This is a genomic window from Xylanibacter oryzae DSM 17970, assembly GCF_000585355.1.
GTDB lineage: Bacteria > Bacteroidota > Bacteroidia > Bacteroidales > Bacteroidaceae > Prevotella > Prevotella oryzae.
Window position 1 is genome coordinate 445,927 of the sequence record NZ_KK073873.1, and the last position, 22,886, is coordinate 468,812.

21 protein-coding genes are annotated in these 22,886 nt (G+C 33.8%); 13 read left to right on the forward strand and 8 right to left on the reverse strand.

Annotated elements, in window-relative coordinates; genetic code table 11:
* Nucleotides 1-738: 738 nt before the first annotated feature.
* Together XYLOR_RS01690 and XYLOR_RS01695 are read left to right on the forward strand one after the other, a co-directional pair.
* Nucleotides 739-1,524 (forward strand): Nif3-like dinuclear metal center hexameric protein, encoded by a 786-nt coding sequence (locus XYLOR_RS01690; protein ID WP_036876406.1) that lies wholly within the window; start codon nucleotides 739-741, stop codon nucleotides 1,522-1,524.
* 5 nt (nucleotides 1,525-1,529) lie between these two features.
* The gene (locus XYLOR_RS01695; RefSeq protein WP_036876407.1) at nucleotides 1,530-2,375 is read left to right on the forward strand and encodes a zinc ribbon domain-containing protein; all 846 of its coding nucleotides are present in this window, start codon (nucleotides 1,530-1,532) and stop codon (nucleotides 2,373-2,375) included.
* Nucleotides 2,376-2,463: 88 nt separating this feature from the next.
* Here the strand turns inward: XYLOR_RS01695 and XYLOR_RS01700 are convergent, their stop codons facing one another.
* Entirely contained in the window at nucleotides 2,464-2,913 is a 450-nt protein-coding gene (locus XYLOR_RS01700; protein WP_036876408.1) for a type I restriction enzyme HsdR N-terminal domain-containing protein, read from the reverse strand.
* A gap of 100 nt (nucleotides 2,914-3,013) precedes the next feature.
* Between XYLOR_RS01700 and holA the strand changes: the two genes are divergently transcribed.
* The 4 genes from holA (at nucleotide 3,014) to XYLOR_RS01720 (ending at nucleotide 7,012) form a co-directional block, all read left to right on the forward strand.
* Nucleotides 3,014-4,039: a DNA polymerase III subunit delta gene (holA, locus tag XYLOR_RS01705; RefSeq protein ID WP_036876410.1), complete on the forward strand. Its 1,026-nt coding sequence runs from the start codon at nucleotides 3,014-3,016 to the stop codon at nucleotides 4,037-4,039.
* A 770-nt stretch (nucleotides 4,040-4,809) separates the two neighbouring features.
* Complete coding sequence (locus tag XYLOR_RS01710) at nucleotides 4,810-5,271, forward strand: helix-turn-helix domain-containing protein (RefSeq protein WP_036876411.1); 462 nt, start codon at nucleotides 4,810-4,812, stop codon at nucleotides 5,269-5,271.
* A 68-nt stretch (nucleotides 5,272-5,339) separates the two neighbouring features.
* Nucleotides 5,340-6,116: a dihydroorotate dehydrogenase electron transfer subunit gene (locus tag XYLOR_RS01715; protein WP_036876414.1), complete on the forward strand. Its 777-nt coding sequence runs from the start codon at nucleotides 5,340-5,342 to the stop codon at nucleotides 6,114-6,116.
* Nucleotides 6,104-7,012, forward strand: a complete 909-nt coding sequence (locus XYLOR_RS01720) for a dihydroorotate dehydrogenase (RefSeq protein ID WP_036876415.1) — start codon at nucleotides 6,104-6,106, stop codon at nucleotides 7,010-7,012. Before XYLOR_RS01715 ends, XYLOR_RS01720 begins: the two co-directional genes overlap by 13 nt.
* Nucleotides 7,013-7,584: 572 nt before the next feature.
* On the opposite strand, the gene aroC is transcribed toward XYLOR_RS01720, so the two are convergent.
* Together aroC and XYLOR_RS01730 are read right to left on the reverse strand one after the other, a co-directional pair.
* Entirely contained in the window at nucleotides 7,585-8,661 is a 1,077-nt protein-coding gene (aroC, locus tag XYLOR_RS01725; RefSeq protein ID WP_036876416.1) for a chorismate synthase, read from the reverse strand.
* A 12-nt stretch (nucleotides 8,662-8,673) separates the two neighbouring features.
* Nucleotides 8,674-9,252: an FKBP-type peptidyl-prolyl cis-trans isomerase gene (locus XYLOR_RS01730; RefSeq protein WP_036876418.1), complete on the reverse strand. Its 579-nt coding sequence runs from the start codon at nucleotides 9,250-9,252 to the stop codon at nucleotides 8,674-8,676.
* Nucleotides 9,253-9,496: 244 nt separating this feature from the next.
* Here XYLOR_RS01730 and XYLOR_RS01735 point away from each other — a divergent pair, with 244 nt between their 5' ends.
* Nucleotides 9,497-9,859: a hypothetical protein gene (locus tag XYLOR_RS01735; RefSeq protein ID WP_036876420.1), complete on the forward strand. Its 363-nt coding sequence runs from the start codon at nucleotides 9,497-9,499 to the stop codon at nucleotides 9,857-9,859.
* Between the two features lie 156 nt (nucleotides 9,860-10,015).
* Nucleotides 10,016-10,882: a M48 family metallopeptidase gene (locus XYLOR_RS01740; RefSeq protein ID WP_036876421.1), complete on the forward strand. Its 867-nt coding sequence runs from the start codon at nucleotides 10,016-10,018 to the stop codon at nucleotides 10,880-10,882.
* Between the two features lie 57 nt (nucleotides 10,883-10,939).
* Here XYLOR_RS01740 and XYLOR_RS01745 read toward each other — a convergent pair whose 3' ends face one another.
* The 4 genes from XYLOR_RS01745 to XYLOR_RS01760 are packed head-to-tail and all read right to left on the reverse strand — an operon-like array spanning nucleotide 10,940 to nucleotide 16,240.
* Nucleotides 10,940-11,383, reverse strand: a complete 444-nt coding sequence (locus XYLOR_RS01745; protein ID WP_036876422.1) for a BT0820 family HAD-type phosphatase — start codon at nucleotides 11,381-11,383, stop codon at nucleotides 10,940-10,942.
* A 6-nt stretch (nucleotides 11,384-11,389) separates the two neighbouring features.
* Nucleotides 11,390-13,933 carry a GumC family protein gene (locus XYLOR_RS01750; protein WP_036876424.1) on the reverse strand — a complete coding sequence of 848 codons (2,544 nt, stop codon included), beginning with the start codon at nucleotides 13,931-13,933 and terminating at the stop codon, nucleotides 11,390-11,392.
* An 8-nt stretch (nucleotides 13,934-13,941) separates the two neighbouring features.
* Nucleotides 13,942-14,820, reverse strand: coding sequence for a glucose-1-phosphate thymidylyltransferase RfbA (rfbA, locus tag XYLOR_RS01755; protein ID WP_036876425.1), 879 nt, complete (start codon nucleotides 14,818-14,820; stop codon nucleotides 13,942-13,944).
* A gap of 1 nt (nucleotide 14,821) precedes the next feature.
* The gene (locus XYLOR_RS01760) at nucleotides 14,822-16,240 is read right to left on the reverse strand and encodes an undecaprenyl-phosphate glucose phosphotransferase (RefSeq protein WP_036876426.1); all 1,419 of its coding nucleotides are present in this window, start codon (nucleotides 16,238-16,240) and stop codon (nucleotides 14,822-14,824) included.
* Between the two features lie 184 nt (nucleotides 16,241-16,424).
* Here XYLOR_RS01760 and XYLOR_RS01765 point away from each other — a divergent pair, with 184 nt between their 5' ends.
* The 5 genes from XYLOR_RS01765 to XYLOR_RS01785 all read left to right on the forward strand — a co-directional run bounded on the left by XYLOR_RS01765 (nucleotide 16,425) and on the right by XYLOR_RS01785 (nucleotide 20,548).
* Nucleotides 16,425-17,060 (forward strand): DUF8491 family protein, encoded by a 636-nt coding sequence (locus XYLOR_RS01765; RefSeq protein WP_036876429.1) that lies wholly within the window; start codon nucleotides 16,425-16,427, stop codon nucleotides 17,058-17,060.
* 91 nt (nucleotides 17,061-17,151) lie between these two features.
* Nucleotides 17,152-17,445, forward strand: a complete 294-nt coding sequence (locus XYLOR_RS01770) for a coiled-coil domain-containing protein (protein WP_036876431.1) — start codon at nucleotides 17,152-17,154, stop codon at nucleotides 17,443-17,445.
* A 13-nt stretch (nucleotides 17,446-17,458) separates the two neighbouring features.
* Nucleotides 17,459-17,770, forward strand: a complete 312-nt coding sequence (locus XYLOR_RS01775; RefSeq protein ID WP_036876432.1) for a cell division protein ZapA — start codon at nucleotides 17,459-17,461, stop codon at nucleotides 17,768-17,770.
* An 86-nt stretch (nucleotides 17,771-17,856) separates the two neighbouring features.
* Complete coding sequence (gene rny / locus XYLOR_RS01780) at nucleotides 17,857-19,395, forward strand: ribonuclease Y (RefSeq protein ID WP_036876434.1); 1,539 nt, start codon at nucleotides 17,857-17,859, stop codon at nucleotides 19,393-19,395.
* Between the two features lie 133 nt (nucleotides 19,396-19,528).
* A complete protein-coding gene (locus XYLOR_RS01785; protein WP_036876436.1) occupies nucleotides 19,529-20,548 on the forward strand; it encodes a hypothetical protein in 1,020 nt (339 codons plus the stop codon).
* A gap of 9 nt (nucleotides 20,549-20,557) precedes the next feature.
* Here the strand turns inward: XYLOR_RS01785 and XYLOR_RS01790 are convergent, their stop codons facing one another.
* On the reverse strand, nucleotides 20,558-22,813 hold the full coding sequence (locus XYLOR_RS01790; RefSeq protein ID WP_036876438.1) for a cytochrome c biogenesis protein CcsA: 2,256 nt from the start codon (nucleotides 22,811-22,813) through the stop codon (nucleotides 20,558-20,560).
* Nucleotides 22,814-22,886: the final 73 nt, after the last annotated feature.

A 22,886-nucleotide genomic window follows, 5' to 3' on the forward strand; every position in this document is an offset into this window, starting at 1 on the left:
CAATGATGGCATCAAAAAATAACGGTTACAAAAGTTACAAGTTACAAAAGTTATTTTTGATTTTCCACTGCAAAAGAAATCCAAAAACGTAATTAAAATATTCTAATTATAATATATAATAATATATATTATATATTATAATTAGGCTTCAGGAGGCTTAATAAAGGCAGATGTAAAAGTAACAAATGTAACTTGTAACTTTTGTAACCTTTTTAACTTTTTAGTGATTGTATATATTGAAAATATATTTACAAATATAATTCTGTGTTTGTTGACTTTATGTAAAATTATTTTATACTTTATGCTCGTGGTTACATGTGTGATTTTCCGATTATTTATGCAGATATATAGAAATGGTTACAAAAGTTACAAGTTACAAAAGTAAAAACGACACTATGTCTTTTCCTGATTTCAGTGGTTCTTCTTTAATTTAGTTGAAAGAAAAGAATTTAATATATTTATGGCCAGTCACTGACTGACTTTATCTGTTGCAGGTTTGTGGCTTTATCAGTTTGAGTTGGCTGTTTTTCAACTAAATTGAAGAAGAACCTAAAAGGTTGTCTGTCTTTCCAGGTTTAAAACTTTCTTTATTCTTATTTTGACTGCAAAAATTATATTGTAGAGTCAATAATAAAAGATAAAAAGCTAATAAAATTTAATTAAACAAGGTAAAGCTTGTAAATCTGATAAAAAATAGTTATTTTTGCAGTTCAATTTAAATTTTAAATGCTGTAAAGCATGAAAATAAAAGATGTGCTTAGCGCCCTTGAACGTTTCGCGCCTCTGCCTCTGCAAGAAGACTTCGATAATGCCGGCTTGCAATTAGGATTAACAGAGACGGAATTATCAGGGGCTTTATTGTGTTTGGACGTGACAGAAAAAATAGTTGACGAGGCAATATCAAAGGGATGTAATCTGATAGTGTCTCACCATCCATTGTTGTTTCATCCGCTGAAAAAAATATCAGATGCTGATTATGTACAACGTATTGTAATCAAAGCTATTCAGAATAGTATTGCTGTAATCTCAATGCATACTAATATGGATAATGCAAAGGGGGGTGTAAACTTCAAGATAGCTGAGAAAATGAACCTACGCAATGTCCACTTTTTCTGTCATAAAATTGTTGATGGAGTAGAATGTGGAAGCGGTGTAATAGGCGAATTCGAAGAGCCTAAGGCAGCTGATGACTTTATAATAGACCTAAAGAAGGCTTTTGATGTGGAATGTGTTCAGTGCAATCAATTATTGCGTAGAGAGATTAAGAGCGTAGCTATATGTGGCGGTGCGGGATCTTTTTTGATAAATGATGCAATAGCTGAAGGTGCGGATGCGTTCATTACCGGTGAAATGCACTATCATGAATATTTTGGTAATGATCAAAAAATTCAGATAGCAGTAATAGGTCATTATCAGAGTGAACAATATACCAATGAAATTTTTAAATCAATAATACAGGATGCGTGCAAGAATTTACCAATATTTATGGCAGAAACAAACACAAATCCTATAATTTACTTATAAATATTATGGCAAAAAAAGATCCTACAGATTTGTCAGTTGAGGAAAAACTGAAAACTCTTTATCAGTTGCAGACCACTCTGTCTTCTATTGATGACAAGAGAGCATTGAGAGGCGAATTACCTCTTGAAGTACAAGACTTGGAAGATGAAATTGCCGGTTTGGCAACACGTATCGAAAAAATGGAAAAAGAAGTCTCTGAATTCACAAATGCTGTATCAAAGAACAAGGCTGATATTACAGAAGCTCAGGCTAGTGTGGAAAAATATCAGAAGCAGTTGGATGATGTAAAAAACAACCGCGAATATGATACCTTGAGCAAGGAAATAGAATTCCAAACATTGGAAATTCAGCTTTGCGAAAAAAAGATAAGAGAGGCTAATTCTAAGGTTGAAGAAAAAAATGCTGAATTAGCAAACAATATTCAACTTATTGACGAGAGGAAAAAAGATCTTGAACAGAAGAAAGCTGAACTTGATGAAATTATGGAAGAAACACGTACAGAAGAAGAGGTCTTAAAACAGAAAGCAAAAGAACTTGAAGTTAAAATAGAACCACGTCTTCTTACATCATTCAAACGTATACGTAAAAATGCGCGTAATGGTCTTGGTGTAGTATATGTACAGCGTGATGCCTGTGGAGGTTGTTTTAATAAAATACCACCACAACGTCAGTTGGATATTAAAATGCATAAAAAAATCATCGTTTGTGAATATTGTGGTCGTATAATGATTGATCCTGATTTAGCAGGAGTAAAGACTGAAAAAACGGTAGAAGATAAACCAAAGCGTAAGGTTTCTCGTATTGCTCGCAAAAAGAAAACAGACGATAGTCCTAGTGTTAATGATATGTAGAATTAATTTTCTGTAATAAAATTGTAATCCTTCGGTATGAAAATTTTGAATAATAATTTTATACCGAAGGATTTTTTTTGTAAAATTGTCAAAGATTATCGTAGTCTGGTATATCACTCAAAAATAAATATTTTTGATTATTATAATCCATTTTGCAGCAGTAATGCTGAATGCCATTGCTTACTATAAGATAGTCTACTTTAAGCATCATGTTGTATATCGAAATCTGATTAAAGACTTTTTGTGTCAGAACAATATTGGGTGATTTATATTCAATAATCATTCGAGGATGCAGATTTTTGGAATACAAGACACTGTCACAGCGCAACTTCTTATTTCCTATTTTTAATTCAATTTCATTTGCTAGCAATGCCTGTGGATATTTTTTGTGCTCAATAATATAATGTATAAAATGCTGTCTTACCCATTCTTCAGGAGTTAGAGATACGTATTTGTTTCGAAGAATATCAAAAATAGATATTTTTCCACTCTTCTCAATTGTTTTTATATCGTATTGTGGTAGGTTTAATCGATACATTTTATTAAATTTGCAATCTGTAAGCTTGTTGAATTGCGAACAAAGTTACAAAAAAGATGCAAAGAACTTGCATTACGTAGCAAAAATAACATAAAAGAATATGCCAGAAACATTAAAGGTAACGTATGATAGCGTTATCCGTGACCTAAAATCAGGTAAATATATGCCCATATATTTGTTAATGGGTGATGAGTCGTTTTATATAGATAAAATATCAGATTTTATTGCAGATAAAATTCTTAGTCCGGAAGAGAGAGATTTTAATCAGGCCTTAATATTTGGGTCGGATGTAAATGCTGATGATATTGTTAATTTAGCAAAGCAATATCCGGTAATGGCTGAACATAGAGTTGTTATTGTCAAGGAAGCACAAAATCTTAGAAACTGGGATGCTCTCGAAAAATATGTCGGAGGTAAAATGATGCCAACTTCTATTTTGGTACTTTGCTACAAAAATGGTTCAATTGATAAAAGGAAAAAGCTTCCAGGATTGATAAGCAAAAATGGGGTGTTGTTAGAAAGCAATAAAATTAAAGATTGGCAGTTACCTGCGTTTATAGAAAACTATCTCAAGAAGAACCAAGTCGGCATAGATCCAAAATCAGTTCAGATGATTTCAGACTCGATAGGTTCCGACTTGAGTAGATTAGTAAGTGAGCTGGAAAAACTTATGATCTCTCTTCCAGAAAATGACAAGCGTGTTAATCCTGAAATGGTTGAAAAGCAAATAGGAGTGAGTAAAGACTTCAATGCTTTCGAACTCCGAGATTCTATTGTAAATAAGAATATTTATAAGGCAAATCAGATAATGAAATATTTTGACGAAAATCCTAAGGCAGGTTCTATCTTCGCATTCTTACCTATGATCTTCAAGTACTTTCAAAATCTTATGATAGCATATTATTCTCCTCGTAAAGATCCTGATAGTCTTGCTTCATATCTTGAATTAAGAGGTAAGTGGGCTACAAAAGATTACATCACAGGTATGAGAAATTTCTCAGGAGTAAAAGTGATGCAGATAATTTCTAAAATAAGAGAAATAGATGCTAAAAGTAAAGGACTAGATAATCCTAATACACCAGTTGGGGAACTTATGCAAGAACTTCTTTTCTTTATTTTGCACTAATAATAGGCTTTTTTGCTTATTTTTATTCTAGATTTAGTGTTCTTCGGAACACTTTTTTTATGCCGTAAACCCTATATAAATAGGCTTTTAAGGCTATTTTAAACCCTTCAAAACTTTAAAATTTGCTCCGCTTTCGTACGTCGTAAGGAATAATCGAATTCTGTCTATTTTTAGGTTCTACGTACCTATATGATTTACGATTAGCGTTCTTTAATATTTAACTTTGTATATTTGTGTTTACAATATACAAACAAGAAACAGCTATGTTTACATATCACAAACGCAAATCAACAATCTTAAATGTAAATAATGAAATATTAATTTTGATATTGAAATGCAAAACACCAAACATTACAAATACAAATTTATAAATATCCATTAATATTTTATAAATGTAATATACTAAAAACCAGTCACTTATAGCATCTAGTTAATCATAAAGGCTCAAAATCACGTCATAAACGAACCGATATATGCATGAAGGCGATATTTATCAATACAGATATGTAAATAACTGATTTATAACCACATTTTTATATAAATCCCTTATATAAAGGCTTTGTCAATATTTAGACATCTAAATTTACATTTGTGTTTATAAATTAAAATTAAGACGTTTATATTCTTTACATTTACAAATATAAAATCATAAATCAAACCTTTAGATATATAAATATACGCTACAAATGTTGTTTATATCGATTTTTTACTTTACCTTTGTAAAATCAAAAATAATCGGCGCTAAAGCGCCTTCTTACGAACTAATTAGTATGAAAGAGAGAATAAAACAACTAATGGAGTCCTTACATATGACTCAAATGAATTTTGCACAATTCATAGGAATGTCTCCTGCATCACTTAGCAGCATATTCAACGATCGTACAAAACCAACACTTAATACCGTAGAAGCTATAAAAAATAAAATTCCACGTATTAATACAGAATGGTTAATATTTGGTACAGGCAGTATGTATGTGGAAGATAATCAGGAACAGAATGTTGCTGTTGATACTTCGCATTCAGAAGTTGAACCCGTACTTGATTTCGGTTCAGAAGCATCTGTACAATCAACAACAACCTCCGACCCTATTATTCCTCATCAATTTCAAAATCATCACCAAGAGATAGTAAGAAGTGAAATCAAATATATTGACAAACCACAACGTAAAATAACAGAGATAAGAGTCTATTTTGATGACTTGACCTATGAGACTTTTGAACCTAAAAAATAAGATTATTCTTGTTTTTGTTTTGTAGTCTCTCGAATTACAGTATCTTTGCACCTTGTAAATATACCGTAATGAAAAAATATATATTAGATTTAAAAGTCAATTCCGTTGAGCAAATTCATGAGAAGTATGTTTTGATTAAACTTACTGATGATGAAGAATTGCCTGATATGATTCCTGGTCAATTTGTAGAAGTCCGTGTTGACGATTCGCCGACCACATTTTTACGCAGACCTATATCTATTAATTTTTTAGATCGTGCTAATAATGAACTGTGGCTTCTTGTTGCTGTTATTGGTGATGGTACAAAAAGATTATCACATCTGAAAGCAGGAGATAGACTTAATTGTGTACTGCCATTAGGTAATGGATTTACGATCCCTGATTCAAAAGATGAAGAATTACTTCTTGTAGGCGGAGGCGTTGGTGTTGCACCTCTTTTATATTACGGGAATGAATTAAAGCGTATAGGATGCAAGCCAAATTTCTTATTAGGTGCCAGAAGCGGAAAAGATTTGTTGGAAATGGATCTTTTTGAGAGTCTTGGTAATGTATATATTACAACAGAGGATGGAACAAGAGGAGAAAAAGGTTTTGTAACTGACCATTCAATACTTGGAAATGTTAATTTCAAAATGTTGGCAACTTGTGGCCCGAAGCCTATGATGATGGCTGTAGCCAAATATGCCGCAATGCATAATATTGAGTGTGAGGTATCATTAGAAAATAAAATGGCCTGTGGTGTAGGTGCATGTCTATGTTGTGTAGAGAAGACAACAGACGGCAATATATGTGTTTGTAAAGAAGGTCCGGTGTTAAATATTAAGAAACTATCATGGCAGCTCTAAATGTAAAAATAAATAATTTAAGTCTTAAGAATCCAGTAATGACAGCTTCGGGCACATTTGGATATGGATTAGAATACGCAGACTTTATTCCTCTAGAAGGTTTGGGAGGTATAATAGTAAAAGGAACGACTCTACATGATCGCCAAGGCAATGACTATCCACGAATGGTTGAGACTCCTCAAGGTATGCTTAATTGCGTAGGACTACAGAATAAAGGTGTAGACTATTTCTGTGATAATATTTATCCAGAGATTAAGGACATTAATACTAATATGATTGTAAATGTCAGCGGTTCATCTCCTGATGATTACGCTGAATGCGCTAGTCGGATAGATAATTTGGATAATATACCGGCTATAGAACTTAATATCTCATGTCCTAATGTTAAACAAGGAGGAATGGCTTTTGGGGTGACTTGTGCAGGCGCTGCGAGTGTTGTCAAGGCTGTGCGTCAAAGGTATAATAAGACGATGATTGTTAAACTCTCTCCTAATGTTACTGATATTGCTGAAATAGCTAAGGCTTGTGAAGCTGAAGGTGCTGATAGTGTGTCTTTGATAAATACAATTATGGGTATGGCTATAGATATTGAGAAGCGCAAGCCTATGCTTAGTATAAAAACAGGTGGTTTAAGCGGTCCGGCAGTTAAACCAGTCGCTCTAAGGATGGTTTGGCAAGTTGCCAAAGCTGTTAAAATTCCAGTTGTAGGCCTTGGAGGTATTAGCAATTCGAGTGATGCTATAGAATTTCTGATGGCAGGTGCAACGGCTATACAAGTAGGTACTGCTAATTTTATTGATCCTGCTATTACCATAAAGATACGTGACGGTATAAATAGCTGGTTGGATTCACATGGATGTAAATCAGTACAAGAAATAATAGGTTCACTTGAATAGAAAAGAGCTTGATTGAAATAGTTGACTGCAATATTAATATAAATAATTAATGTTGCAGTTTTTTCTGTTAGTATATTAAATGAATCGTACACTGTTTATATTTAGACAGAGTTTTATAATATTTAATATTAATCATATTATTGTATTAAATATGTATTTTGCATATAATTTAGTCATATCGATGCTTTTGAGAGTTAATATCTATACACTTAATGAAAAGCATCGATACTAGTGTGTAAAAGCGTAGTTATAGATTGTTGTCATATAAGTGATACTAGAAGTGGCATTTCTAATAAAAAAATGTGACCATGTTATGTTTCAATAGTAAATGCAGACTTGTTAATATTTCAAGGATATACTTTAATTTTGATATGCTTGGCTAAAATTAAAATAAAAAATTTGAGAGCGGTTCCTTTTTGGAATCGCTCTCAACCAACACAAAAACTAAACTAGACTTAACTAAGACAAATCATGATTTTCACAAACCAATGATTTATGTCTGCAAAAGTACAACATTTAATTGATACAATTGCAATGCGAACTCATTTTTTATGAATATTAATTCTAAAAAACTATAATTTGCAGGTCTTTGAAATCAAATAATAATCTAGCAATGTCATTGCTGCCATAGCTTCTACAATAGGCACTGCTCTAGGCAGAACACAAGGATCGTGTCTACCGATAGCCTTTATTGTAGTGTGATTACCATCTAAGTCTATTGTATTTTGTTCTCTTAATAATGTGGCTACAGGCTTGAAGGCTGTTCGGAAATAGATATCTTGTCCATTACTTATACCACCCTGTATTCCACCACTATGATTTGTCTTTGTATATATATGTCCATTTTCATTGCAAAAGACATCATTTTGCTCAGAGCCTTTACTTTTTACACCTTCAAAGCCTTCACCATATTCAAATCCTTTTACAGCATTTATAGACAACATAGCACTTCCTAGAGCAGAATGTAACTTGCCAAATTCAGGCTCACCTAATCCTACAGGACAGCCCTTTATTACACATGTTATAACTCCACCAATAGTATCACCTTCTGCTTTTACCTTTGCAATAAGTCTTTCCATTTCCTTAGCCTTTTCACTATCAGGACATCTAACTATATTGCTCTCGGTTAATTCCAAATCATATTTATTATAATCTCTATCAAGAGAAATGTTTCCTACCTGAGAAGTATATGCTTGAACAGTTATTCCTAACTGTTTTAGTGCTAGTTTTGCTAATGCTCCAGCAACACATCTACTTATCGTAATACGGGCTGATGATCTTCCGCCGCCTCGATAATCTCTAATTCCATACTTTTTATAATAGGTGTAGTCGGCATGTGACGGACGGAACAGATTACGTATATTATTGTAATCTTGAGAATGCTGGTTGGTATTATGGACTGCAAATCCAATAGAACATCCAGTAGACTTTCCTTCGAAAATACCACTGAAAAATTCAACTTTATCAGCTTCATCCCGCCCGGTTGTAATGTGACTTTGACCAGGGCGCCTTCTATTTAGCTCGCTCTGAATGAAGTCTAAATTGATTTCTATGCCTGCCGGAAATCCATCTATAACGCCCCCAACAGCTTCACCATGACTTTCGCCAAATGATGTCAGTGTAAATATATTGCCGAAAACATTTCTCATATTTATATATAATTAATGGCAATGCCCACAACCGCAATCGTGATCGTGTCCTTCGCCGCAATCACCTCCGCAGTCTTCGCATCCGCATCCACCTTCTCCACTAAGACGATTGAGCATAACCTCTATTTCATCTTTTGTGGCTTCACGATTTTCAACTATGTGTCCTTTAAAGTTAAGATTTTTGCCAGCAAGTGGATGGTTCATGTCCATTTTTACTTTGTCATCACTTATCTCAAGTACACGGCCATAGAACCTCTGTCCATCTTCGTTCTGAAGTGGTACAATAGCATCCTTGAATATATGTTCGTGGTCAAAATGATTGTTGATCGTAAAAATACCTTTGTCAAGATCCAGCACGCGCTCGTCAACATAATCTCCATAAGCTTCATCCTTATCAAGCGAAAAATCAAATTCATCATTAACGTTGAGCCCCACTAATGCCTTTTCAAATCCATCAAGAGTGATGCCAAAACCACTAATAAATTGAAACGGTTTCTCTGTAGTAGCCTCTTCAACAAATTCTTCTACACCATTATTATTACTGTAAAGTTTGTAAGCTACTGATATGCACTTGTTTTGTGGTTTGTCCATTGTTTTTATACATTATATAATTAGTAATTGTTTGCAAAGTTAGTGGAAGTTGGTTGAAGAACAAAATATTAATACCTTTTTTTGTCATTTTGAAAGATAAAATGGTTCTCATTTTTGATTTACGTCAAGAAAAGTGCTTGTTATCGCAAACAGTTGCAATAATTTGTTGCACTAATCAGAAATATATCTACCTTTGCAATATCAAAAGATAAACAGGTATAACATTTTTAAAAGATTAAGGATTATGAAAAGATTGTTTTTATTAGTTGTAGCAGTGCTAAGCATGACTGCAACATTTGCAAAGGATGAGAAAGTAAACAACGTTAACAACGTAGAGGCTTATGACATGACAGTAAACTATTACAGACTTGGTGAGACTCTTGGTTTGAACATTGATCAGCTTGAAGCTGTTGAGGACATCCACAGAACTTTCTGCGCAGATATGATGAACGCAGCGAACACAAACAAGGATGACCGTCAAGCAGTTGTAGAAAAGGCAATTAACAAGGATCTGAAGTACATGCACTATGTTCTTACTGACAATCAGTATCGCAAGTATGTAATGCTTCTTAACGTTACTCTCAACAATCGCGGACTTAACAAGTAATCGCGATTACTTATAGAATTTTTTTAGATACAATATATTCTGCGTATCGGTTATAATAACTGGTACGCTTTTTTTATTAAACAAAAACATTGTTTGTTTTGTGAAAATTATAAAAATAGCTACCTTTGCCATAATTCATTTATAAATATAATAAATATGACAAAAATTAGAATCAGCTTATTTATAATGCTTACAACCTTACTTTTATGTAGTTGTGGAACAACAAATATAGTTCCTATTTCTGGCCGAAAACAGCATTTGCTTGTCAGTGATGAACAAGTAATGAGCCTTAGCAATGAACAATATCAGACTTATATGAAGTCTGCTAAGCCTTCAACTAATTTAGCTAACACAGCTATGGTGAGGAGGGTTGGAGAGCGTCTTGCCAATGCTGTGGAATCATATCTGATACAGCACAATGAGGCATCTGAAATAAAAAACTATAAGTGGGTTTTCAATCTTGTACAAGACAAAGAGGCAAATGCATTTTGTATGCCTGGTGGAAAAATAGTTGTGTACGAAGGACTTTTGCAGTATACTCAAGACGAAGCTTCTCTAGCTATAGTTCTTGGTCATGAAATAGCTCATGCTGTAGCAAGACATTCGGCAGAGCGTATGTCTCAGCAATTAAAGGCGCAATACGGTGCTCAGGCATTAGAATTACTTCTGGGTAATGCTAGCAACAGCACCAAACAGATTTCACAAGAGGTATATGGGCTAGGTGCACAATATGGGGTAATGTTACCTTATTCGCGTAGTAATGAGAGTGAAGCTGATTATATGGGACTTATTTTTGCAGCAATGGCAGGATATAATCCCAATGTGGCTATAAGTTTTTGGCAAAGGATGTCTAAAGTCGGTTCTTCTACTCCTGAATTTATGAGTGATCATCCATCTGATGTTAATCGTATTTCCTTAATACAGAAAGAGATGCCAGAAGCGTTAAAATACTATACAGGAAATCCTGTTTTAGGAACTTTCAAAGTTCCAAATCACTTAAAGAGCAAAACAAGTAATAAATGATATTACTTTTAAATAATAAAAAAAAGCTCTCCAGATAACGGAGAGCTTTTTTATTTATTAAAATTGCCACCAATGTTTTTTCTTATGCTTATGTTGTGACGGTTTTTCATTATGTACATCCTGAGAATGTGTCTCATACATCATTTCTTCCCATTTTTTATGATGACTAATAATTCTATATATAGTGCCCCAGTCTGGCAATCCTCCTAAATTCCGGTCGTCAATAAAAACATCTGCTTTTAACTTACGTGAAAAGTGGTTGTTTCCTTCAAGGGTCTCCTCTGGATAATCACGGTTAACGGAATAAAATTCAACACCTCTTTCAGCACACCATTTTACAGCTTCATCTAATAGTTTACCTTCTCGTACACTCCAAAGTATTAGCTTATGGTGATCGGCAATAAGCATTTTAAGTGTTTGCGTTGCAAAAGGAATCTCTTTTCCTATTTCCGGATATTTGTGCTCTACTATAGTGCCATCAAAATCTACAGCTATAATCATATCTATTTAATGTTTAACAGAATTATCATTTTCACTACTATAATGGCTACTACTATAATTACCGTAACTACCATAATTACCATATCCAGATGAACCATAGTTTGAACGTCCATAATGTCCATATCGTCCATACTTTCCGTAACCATAATAATATCCATTCTTCTTCTTTGACATATCAACACCATTGAGTACGATACAAAGATTTGGAAGTTTGTTTTGTTCCGCAAGACTGTTGATCATACAGAAACTTTCTTTTGGCGTATAATCAGCACGGCAAATGTATATTGTTGCATCTCCACAGCGTCCTATTTGTAACGTATCTGTAACTAAGCCAACAGGAGCTGTATCAAGTATAATATAATCATATTCCTCTTTAAGAAATTGTACTGCATTATCAAGACTTTCTCTAGCAAGTAGCTCTGCTGGGTTTGGAGGAATAGGACCAGCCATTAGCAAATGAAGATTTTTATTTACACCAGAAGGAACTATTTCATGTAAAAGTTCTTCTTTTGTTCCATTGTCACTAGCAAGGAAATTAGTAATACCAAGTTTAGAATGGTTGTGTAATCCGAATAGCTCTCCAAGTCTCGGTTTACGGATATCAAGACCAACTAATATAACACGTTTACCTAAGAGTGCAAAACTCATCGCTAGATTGGCTGCATTGAATGTTTTACCTTCACCACTAGTAGAGGATGTAAACAGAATAACTTTTTGGCCCTTCTGCATAATAAATTGCAAATTTGTTCGCATCGAACGGAATATTTCTTCCATTTGATTGTTTTGGTTCTCATGAACAACAATACCTGCATTATTAAGGACATCAGAATTTGCTACTGCAACATCGGCAATTAGAGGTAGTTTAGTAAGACGTACAACATCCTCATGACCTTCAATTTTGTATCTTAGCATTTCTAATACATATAGTATCATAAATGGTACACCAATTCCTAATACTAATGCTATCAGCATTATGATAGAAGATTTAGGACTTACTTTACCAATAAGTTGAGGAGTGTCAATAAGTTTACCTTTATCAGCAGTAGCTGCCAAAGAAATAGAATTTTCTTCACGTTTCTGCAGGAGCATCAAGTAAAGTCCGGATTTAACTTCTTGCTGGCGACCTATTTGTGTCAACATTCGTTCTTGTTCAGGAGCGCTGCCTATGCGTCCTTGATACATGCTATATTGGTTTTTAATACCATTTCTTGTGATTTCTGCACTTCTTTTTGCTTGGCTTAATGCTAATCTTATACTATGCATAATTCTGTTCATCTCATCTGTAATTGGCGTTACATTAGGACTGCTTTCTGCATATGTCATTAAAAGTCTATTTCTTTTCAGTGTAGCTTCATTATATGAATTAATAAGTGAAGTGGAAGATAAATCTGTAAGTCCAACATTTGACGGAATAATTTGATTCCTATTGCTTGGCGCTTGTATATAATCGTTTAGATAGTTGATTAACTGTAATTGTGTGCTTGCTTCAGTTAACTTATCCTCATATGTGCTTGCAGATTCGATCGTGTTAGTTGCGTCAAGTTTTAGTTCTGTAACTTTATTACGCTTTTTATAACTTTCAAGTTGCCCTTCGGTATTACCCAATTCTGAATTAATCTTCTCTAAGCGGTTGTTGATAAAAGCTTCAGTCTTAACAGCTATTTCGTTTTTGTCCTCATTAGCTTGGCGATTATAGCAGACTGCCAGTTGCTTAAGATAATCTACAGCTCTGTCAGCATCAGCATTATGTAGTGTAATAAGTGCTATTGAAGTAGTTTTGGAAGAAGGTTCTACAGTCGTATTCTTTACATACTTGATTGTTTCTTGTCTTGGGTTGTGTATAGTTACAAACAAGTCACGTCCTTCTGTCATAGAGAATCCAGGATTATCAGTGATGGTAATTTTTCCAACTTCAGTATAGAATGAAAATGGCAAAGACTTAAATGTCTTTTCAAAAGAGTAATTCTCTTTACTTATTTCTTTGTATTTATCCTGTTTATAATATTTGCCATTTACTATGTACTCGTCACCTTTTTTTGAGATCTTCATTGATATAGGGATATACATATCTGGCAATGTATTTAAATGTTGCTCATCTATATCTACATTAACAGGTTGCGTTTTATATATTTCTGAATTCTTAATATGTCCTTCCAGCCTGTACTCAACATAAAGTTTCAAGTCTCTTACAGCTTGTTCAGCTAACACGTGAGACTGCAATATTTCTACTTCATTGTCGATACCTGCACTATTGGTCATAAATCCTAAATCCTGCATGTTTGATAGCATTTGGTTTCCCATATTGCTACGTTTATTCTGTTCATCTTTAACCAAAAGCCTACTCTGCACTTCATATACAGGATCTTCGTATCTCAGATATAATGCAGCACAGCATACACAAATGATAATAGAAAGTACAAACCATTGCCAATTCAGAATAACAATTTGGAAAATAGTACTGAAATTTAATGAAGACTTTTCATCCTCTTCACTATTCGTAATGTTGTTTCTTTGGTCCCCGATGTTTTGTTTGAGGTCTTTTTCTTCCATCTTTATATTTATTTTTCTTCTGTTAATTGTTTAAGATATTGTCCGTATGCATTTTTCAGCATGGGTTGCGCCATTTTTATAAGTTCTTCTTTGCTTATCCATCCTTTTTTGAGTGCTATTTCTTCTAAGCATGCAACTTTTAGTCCTTGACGTTTTTCTATTACCTCAATAAATGTGCTGGCTTCAGACAGGCTGTCTTGTGTTCCTGTATCAAGCCATGCGAATCCCCTTTGCAGTGTTTGTACTTTGAGATTTCTCTGCTTGAGATATTCTTGATTTATTGTTGTAATTTCTAATTCACCTCTATTACTTGGCTTTATGCTTTTAGCTATTTTGACAACATTGTTTGGATAGAAGTATAATCCTACTACGGCATAATTACTTTTAGGATTCTCGGGCTTTTCTTCTATACTAAGACAGTTACCTTCTTTGTCAAATTCAGCTACTCCATAACGTTCTGGATCATTAACATAGTATCCAAATACTGTGGCTTTACCATCTTTTTCTGCAGCACATACACTGTCTTGAAGAAGACTTGAAAAACCACCTCCGTAGAAGATGTTATCTCCCAAAACAAGGCAAACGCTGTCGCTTCCAATAAATTTTTCTCCAATTATAAATGCCTGTGCAAGTCCATCTGGACTAGGTTGTTCTGCATATTCAAAATGAACACCATAGTCGCTTCCGTCACCAAGTAATCTTTTAAATCCTGGCAAATCGTATGGCGTACTGATGATAAGTATGTCGCGAATACCCGAAAGCATTAATACAGATATCGGATAATATATCATTGGCTTGTCGAATATAGGTATAAGTTGCTTGCTTATTCCTTTCGTAATCGGATAAAGTCGTGTACCCGAACCACCAGCTAAAACAATTCCTTTCATATTAGTATGCTTTTTTATCGTTATGCGTTATAATATTTCGTATTGTACGATAGATTATTCTGAAATCAAGCAGAATACTCCAGTTTTCAATGTACCATATGTCATGCTTAACTCTTTCTTCCATTTGCCACAATTCATTAGTTTCACCGCGCCAACCATTAACTTGAGCCCATCCGGTTATACCTGGTTTAGCGAAATGTCGGACCATATATTTATCAATTAGGTCTGAATATATTTTAGTGTGGTAAAGCATATGAGGGCGAGGACCAACTATACTCATGTCTCCGCGGAGAACATTTAAGAACTGTGGTAGTTCATCAATGTTCGTCTTTCTCATGAATCCTCCAAACTTGAATTTTCGTGGATCGTATTTTGTCGCTTGCATTTTATCAGCCTCGCTATTGACATGCATGCTTCTGAATTTATATAATTTAAAGTTCTTCCCATTGAGACCTGTTCTGTCTTGCTTAAAAAATATAGGACCAGGACTCTGTACCTTTATTATTATTGCTATTATAGGGAAAAAAGGTATTAAACATAATAAAATAAAAGATGAAAACATTATGTCAAATACACGTTTGATAAATCTATTTGAAAGAGTAAGCAAAGGTTCTTCATAATTTGTAAATAGTGGAATATCACCAAGATGTTCTAATTTTAGATTTAGATTGAAGTTGCCAACCATTTTAGGTACGTAGAAAAAATGCACTACGTTGTGGTCGCAATAACTCATAATAAATGAAATCTCATCATTTTCTGTGTGACTTAAACTACAGAAAATATCATCTGCTCCATCAATTTTTCCACCTTTATTTATTTTTTCATTTAGTTCTTTTATCGTTCCAAGATGTCTTAGTCCTTCGTGTTTGTCTTTTATTTCATTGTCTGCATAATATCCAAGAACCTTATACCCTGTAGATGCATCATTAATAAGACTTTTGTATAACATCAACAGAGAAGGATCTTCTCCGATAAGAAGTACATAGTGAGTATTTTTTCCCATAGATCTAAACCGTTTAATAAAGAATCTCTCTATTAATCTAGAAGTAAGAAGCAGAAAAGGGAAACATAAACTCCATATGATTATAAAACCAAAAAGAGGAGCGCTGAACGTGCTGAATTTGAGTGCCATGTACATCACAAGAATCTGTATAGAGGCAAGTCTTATGACCCTAATCAGAATTTCGTCATATGTTATACGGCGTTCATGTATAATCGTACTGTATAAAAATTCGCCTATTGCTAATGCAAAATTTGCTGTTAAGAATAGGATTCGAAGGTGTCCTGTAAAACAATCAGTTAGACAATATAAATAATGTCTAAGTAAAACAAATAAATAAAGGAGTGCGTTTAGTAACAAAAAGTCACCGAACACAACGAATATCTTTATTAAGTTATTTGTATTCTTATATTGACGCATCTCTATTTTCTTTTGGTCGAATGTCGTATCCTAAATTCTCCCTCGCGTGCTTGACTATTAAAGTCTGAAAAGCTGTGCAAAGATACATATTTTTTTATATACTTAAATATTTTATCAGTAAAATAATGACTTTCGGGATAAAATAACTAACTTTGCAAAGAATTTGTACTAAATTGAATAAAAAATGGGATTAATATCAAAAATTATAGGCTCAAAGAAGAGTGATGGAGAAAAGAAAACCGGTGGTATGGAAGATTATATGACCCTAATAAGGGTTTATTTTCAAGCTGCTATTGCTGCTGATTTGGGTATAACAAACCTTGCGATGCTTCCTGATTTGCGTATCTTCAAAACCACATTGCATGTTCAGACTATCAATAATAAATTGGGAATAGGTGAAAAAAGTCGTTGTAAAAAAATGCTGAAAGAATTATACAAGACTGATGATATATTTTTCAAGGAGATTGATCAAAGCATTAGACGTAACTGTCATAAAGTACAGGATGTACAGACTTATCTTATCCAGTTTCAGGGATTAACCCAAGATCTTATGATGCTTTTGGGTAATATGATGAAGTTGAAACTTCGTATGCCTTCTTTCTTTAAAAAGGCAATTTATCAGATGACCGAAAAAACAGTAAATGACATCTTTAATAAGAATGATTTTAGTGATGCCGGTGTAATAAAAACAGTTTTGGCCATAAGAGAATATGAACGCCGTTTAGGTTTTTCACAGAAGTGGATTACTGATTTTGCTTTCCAAGTTATAATGCTTGCAAAGAAAGAACCACGTCAAAAAGACGAAGATACAAAGAAATAAGAGACTGAAAACTTAAAAAAACAAAATAATATATATATATTATAGGTAATATAAGAAATAAATATTAATTTTGTGAATCAAATAGTATACCATGACTGTAGAAGAGAAAACTTTAGCCTTATTTGAAACTCGCGTTAGAGAGCTTATCATGGCTTATGATAGTCAGAAAAGCGAACAGCATGTTCTTGAAAAGAAAATTATAGAATTAGAATCTCAGATAAAACAGTTAAGTAAGGAGTTGACTCAGGCACAGAATGATTACCAGTCGTTAAAAATGGCACGAATGATAGAAGTGTCTGATGGTGATTTAGATAGTACACGTAAGAAGATAAACGGTTTGATAAAAACTGTCGACAAATGCATCACAATGCTAAACGACGATTGAATAACTAGGGGCGATGGCAGACGAAAACAAAGAAAAACTTCATATTAGGTTACATGTTTATGATACCGATATTCCTGTGAACATAGTTCGTGAGGATGAATCTCTGTATCGTGCTGCTGCCAAGCTGATTTCAGATAGAATAAATGCATATGCCCAGATATACAATGGGCGTAAGAGTGAAAAAGAGCTCCATTATATGGCGCTTATAGATATAGCATTGATGTATGAGCGTGATCATTTTCGTAATGATACTGTGCCTTTCGTCAATACTCTCAGCAAACTTACAACTGAGATAGAAGAAGCTATGAAGAACAAAAATTCTTAAGGTTATCAGTAATGTCCCCTTTGCTTTTGAGTAAATTAATAATGAAACTGAGTAAAAGGAATATTAATAAAATAAATTTTTAATAAATGATAATAGCAATAATTATAGCGTCTGTTGTGGCGCTCGCTTTGGGTGTACTTGTTGGCTATCTTCTATTTATGAAGGTCGTAAACGGAAAGTACAACGAAATGGTTACTACCGCAGCTAAAGAGGCTGACGTAATCAAAGAGAAAAAACTTTTGGAGGTTAAGGAAAAATTCCTTAATAAAAAATCTGAATTGGAAAAAGAAGTGCAGGCTAGGAACCAGCATATTCAGCAAGGCGAAAATCGTTTAAAACAACGCGAGATGTCGCTTAATCAGCGTCAGGAAGATATCGGTCGCCGTAAGCAGGAAGTTGATCAATTGCAGCAACGAATTGATAATGAGAAAAAGTTGCTTGCATTAAAGCAGGATGAACTTGAGAAGATGCAGATACAGGAACGTGCTAAGTTAGAAGAACTTTCAGGTTTAAGCGCTGATGAAGCAAAACAACGTCTCGTAGAGAGTTTGAAAGATGAAGCAAAGACTGATGCTGCAAGCTACATTAATGAAATAATGGATGAGGCTAAGTTGAATGCTAATGCTCAGTCTAAAAAAATTGTTATCCAAACAATACAGCGTGTGGCCACTGAAACGGCAATAGAAAATTCAGTTAGTGTATTCCATATTGATAATGATGAAGTTAAAGGTCGTATTATAGGACGTGAAGGTCGAAATATTCGTGCTCTTGAAGCTGCAACAGGTGTTGAAATCGTTGTAGATGATACTCCAGAGGCTATCGTTATTTCAGCTTTTGATCCAATTCGTCGTGAAGTATGTCGTTTGGCTTTACATCAGTTGGTAGCTGATGGCCGAATTCATCCAGCGCGTATTGAAGAAGTTGTCGCTAAGGTTAAAAAACAGTTGGAAAATGAGGTTATTGAGACAGGAAAGCGTACAGCTATTGATCTTGGTATACATGGACTACATCCAGAACTCATACGTATTATTGGTAAAATGAAATACCGTAGCAGTTACGGTCAGAATTTATTGCAGCATGCTCGTGAGACAGCTAACCTTTGTGCTGTAATGGCATCTGAGTTAGGATTGAATCCTAAAAAGGCAAAACGTGCAGGACTTTTACATGATATTGGTAAAGTGCCAGACGAGGAGAGTGAATTGCCACATGCATTGTATGGTGCAAAAATAGCTGAAAAGTATAAGGAGAAACCTGATATCGTTAATGCAATAGGTTCTCACCATGACGAAATGGAGATGAATACACTTCTAGCACCTATCGTGCAGGTTTGTGATGCTATCTCAGGAGCCCGTCCTGGAGCTCGCCGTGAAATTGTTGAAGCATATATTAAGAGACTTAATGATCTTGAATCAATAGCAATGAGTTATCCAGGTGTAACAAAGACATATGCTATTCAGGCAGGTCGTGAACTTCGAGTTATAGTTGGAGCAGATAAAATGGATGATGTAGAGACAGAGGCTTTGTCGGCAGATATTGCCAATAAGATACAAACAGAAATGACTTATCCAGGTCAGGTTAAGATCACTGTTATTCGTGAAACGCGTTCTGTTTCTTACGCAAAGTAAATATTTCGCACTCATAATATAATCCCTCGTTTATTATTAAACGAGGGATTTTTTATATAAATCATAATTTTTAGGTATTGCATATGATATGATTTTGTAATTAACTTTGCAGCCGTAAAGAATTGAATAATTTATGAGCAAAGTTAAATTGATGTTTATTGGACTTACATCATCTTGTTATAGTATAGTACTAAGGGCGCAAGATGATTCTGCAAAAGTGTCTTCATTTAAAGGTTCTGTTAGTATGGAAATTAATTATGGTCCTAAATGTTTGGATAATAAACATGCAACATGTGATTTTCCTCATTTCATAGTTAACGGTAATGCAGATTTATATAATGGCTGGTCTATAACAGCCGAATTTGAATATCAACGTTCTTATTCTTCTGATGGCTGGAAAAATAATTTCCAGCATAATTTTTGTACAAATATATTATATATACGTAAGCATTTTACAGATGCGTTACAACTTAAAGCCGGTATAATAGATGTACCAGTGGGGTTAACTAATAATGGTGGGCCGGCTCTTACTATTTATGACCCTGATTGTGAATCAGATCTTACTCCACTCACATGGCATGAAGCAGGGATAGGCGTTTTTGGAATAATAGGTAATTTTGATTATGCCATATCTGCGACGTCATATTTGAGTTATCCATTAAATACGGCAGAGATGTTAGGTATGGCAGCTAGAGTGGATTATCATATCATACAACCATTACGAGTTGGAGTTAGTGGTTATATAGGAAAATCTTGCCATGGTATGATAAATCGTTGTGCTCCTAATTTATTTGAAAGTTCTCATGTACATTATATTTCTTTAGATATGGATTATGTTAACAGTGGATTTGTTGTAGATGGTTCTGCAATTTATTGTAGCAATGGTACTTCAAAGTCTGTTGGATTAGAGCTTGGTTATGATATCATGACATTAAGTAATTTATTGAAAAACAAAGTTCAATTTGTTCCTTTCATAAGATACGATGGTGTTGCTGGAAAAAAAATAGATACAAAGAATAAATATACTTTAGGAATTAATTTTAGTCCTGTTAGAAATATGATGTTAAAAGCAGAATATGCTATTCGCAATTATGTGTCGGCTGTAACAGAAAAAATTCTAAATTTTAGTATTGGCTATACAGTCAATCTTTAATATTAGGCGTTATGCATAAGAGTGCATACCGCCTAATAAATAGTTTACTCCGAAATATGTCATCAGTATCATCAGAAATGCTATAGTTATATAAGCATGATAGTATAATGGTTTACGTAGTTTTGGTAATGATGATGTGTGCAATACTACAGCGTAGAACATGAATGTTATTAATGCCCAAACCTCTTTTGGATCCCAACTCCAGTATTGTCCCCATGACACATTTGCCCAAATAGCTCCTATGAAAATTCCCATACCTAATGTTGCAACGGCCGGGTAAAGGAATAACCGTGATAGTAAACATAGTGATGACAACTGACTTTCTATATCTGAATATTTTGAATTTGATATTCTGTTAATACTAAAAAGTATTATTGCCATGAGTCCACATATGAAGGTAAGAGACAGTAACGCGAAAGACATCATTATTATAGACACATGGATACTCAATAGAGGGGATGATAGTACAGGCATAATAGGTGTAATTTGTGGATCCATTTGCCCTATATGCGATACTAGAAGAAAAAAGCCTGACATAAGAAAGCCAAATGTGATTAGAATATGGAATCTTTTATATGCAATCAAAGAAAAAAGCATTACGAACCATGCCATTATTAACATTGTCTCGTATCCATTAGCCATAGGTATATTACCACTTATTATCCATCTTAAAATTTCGCAATATGTTAAGCATAAAAAAGAAAAAATGAGTATACCTAATGATATTAACGATATGATATTATCTGCATGCAGTCTGATTTGCTTTTTTCGCGTAAGTTGGTATATGGAGTAAAATAATGAAAGAAATCCAACTGTGAGATTAACTATAAATAAAATAGTAGCGAAAGGAATTCTGTTATAAGTTAGTTCCGCCATAATTTGTGTTATAGAAGGCAGTGAGTTTCCTCCATTTCTTTCCTGATAAATTTTGATTTTTGAAATATAGTCGTTGAATTGCTTATAGTTACTTGTACGAGCGCTTTGATTTAATAGTGTGAAAATATTCTTAATGAACATAGATTGTTTTCCATTCATACTTTTGGGCATAATATCTTTTGGTCCAAGCCATATTATGTTATTGTTATTCATATATGGAAATATCTTAAGAGGCTCTCCTTGTCTTAAAGACATTATTAATTGTACTTTATCGTCTATGCTTATTACAGCCTTATGCATTTTATCTTGATTTCCTTGATAATACTCCTGGACGAGTGGCCCAAGTATGTATCCGCCCCTTTCTTTATTGAATAGTTGATTTAGTGATATATATTGCGAAAAACCAAAACGTTCGCGTAAATCAATATCTTTAATATTTATTATTGGTTCATTATTCCAATCGTTACTCCAAAAAATGAATCCAGTTAAAACCTGTTCAGCAATAAACCCTTTATAGCTACAACTGCCGTAAATCTTTTTTGTGAAATCTATTGCGAATGTCTGTATTGGACATATACGATTATTGTAATTAATATCCAGCTTACCGAATTTCACAGCAGATACATCAGGTAGTGAATTCGCATTTATTCCATTTGGAGTAAATACAAATAATAATATGATACTGAGCAGTCCCTTTTTTAACAAGGGAGATTTAAATAGTTTTCTGTATGTACCTTTTGGATTGACAAGCATCCATATAAGTGAAATGAAAAGCAAAGCGTATCCTGTATATGAAATGGCAATACCGTATGGGTCTGAATTAATAGTAAGATAAGTACCATGCAGGTCGTCGTCATACGAATTCTGATACAATCTATATGATTGATATGAAAAAACATTATTCATAGATATTTTTCCTTTCACTCTGTTTTTCCCATCTATTACCGTAACATTTGATATATAATCTTTAGCAGCAGTAGTTCCGTTGTAATAAAGAACATCAAATTTATCTAGTTTTATTCCAAAAGGCAGGTTCTGGATTTTCATATCATTTTTTTCGTCTGTAGCCATATACTGACTGGTCATCTCTCCTTTTCGTAAATGGATAATACCCTTTATCGAAAATATATGAGTAGTCAATGCGCCTATAAGTATAATCACAAAAGATGCATGAAGAAGAATGGTACCAAATTTTCTTATACGTGAAATGATTAAAAAAAATACAGCTGCAGCTGTAAGTATTCCCCATAATGCGCAGAACCACCAAGAACCATATATTTCAGTAGAAGCAAACATTGTACCCTTACTATGTTCGATAAAAGTTGCGATACCCATTATTATAATAATAGCGGCATAAAGTATTATGATAAATTTCTTTATTAGTTTCATATATTAATTTATTAATAATAAAGCGAAAGTCCGTAATCAAAACGAACTTTCGCAAAGAATATTATATATTGAT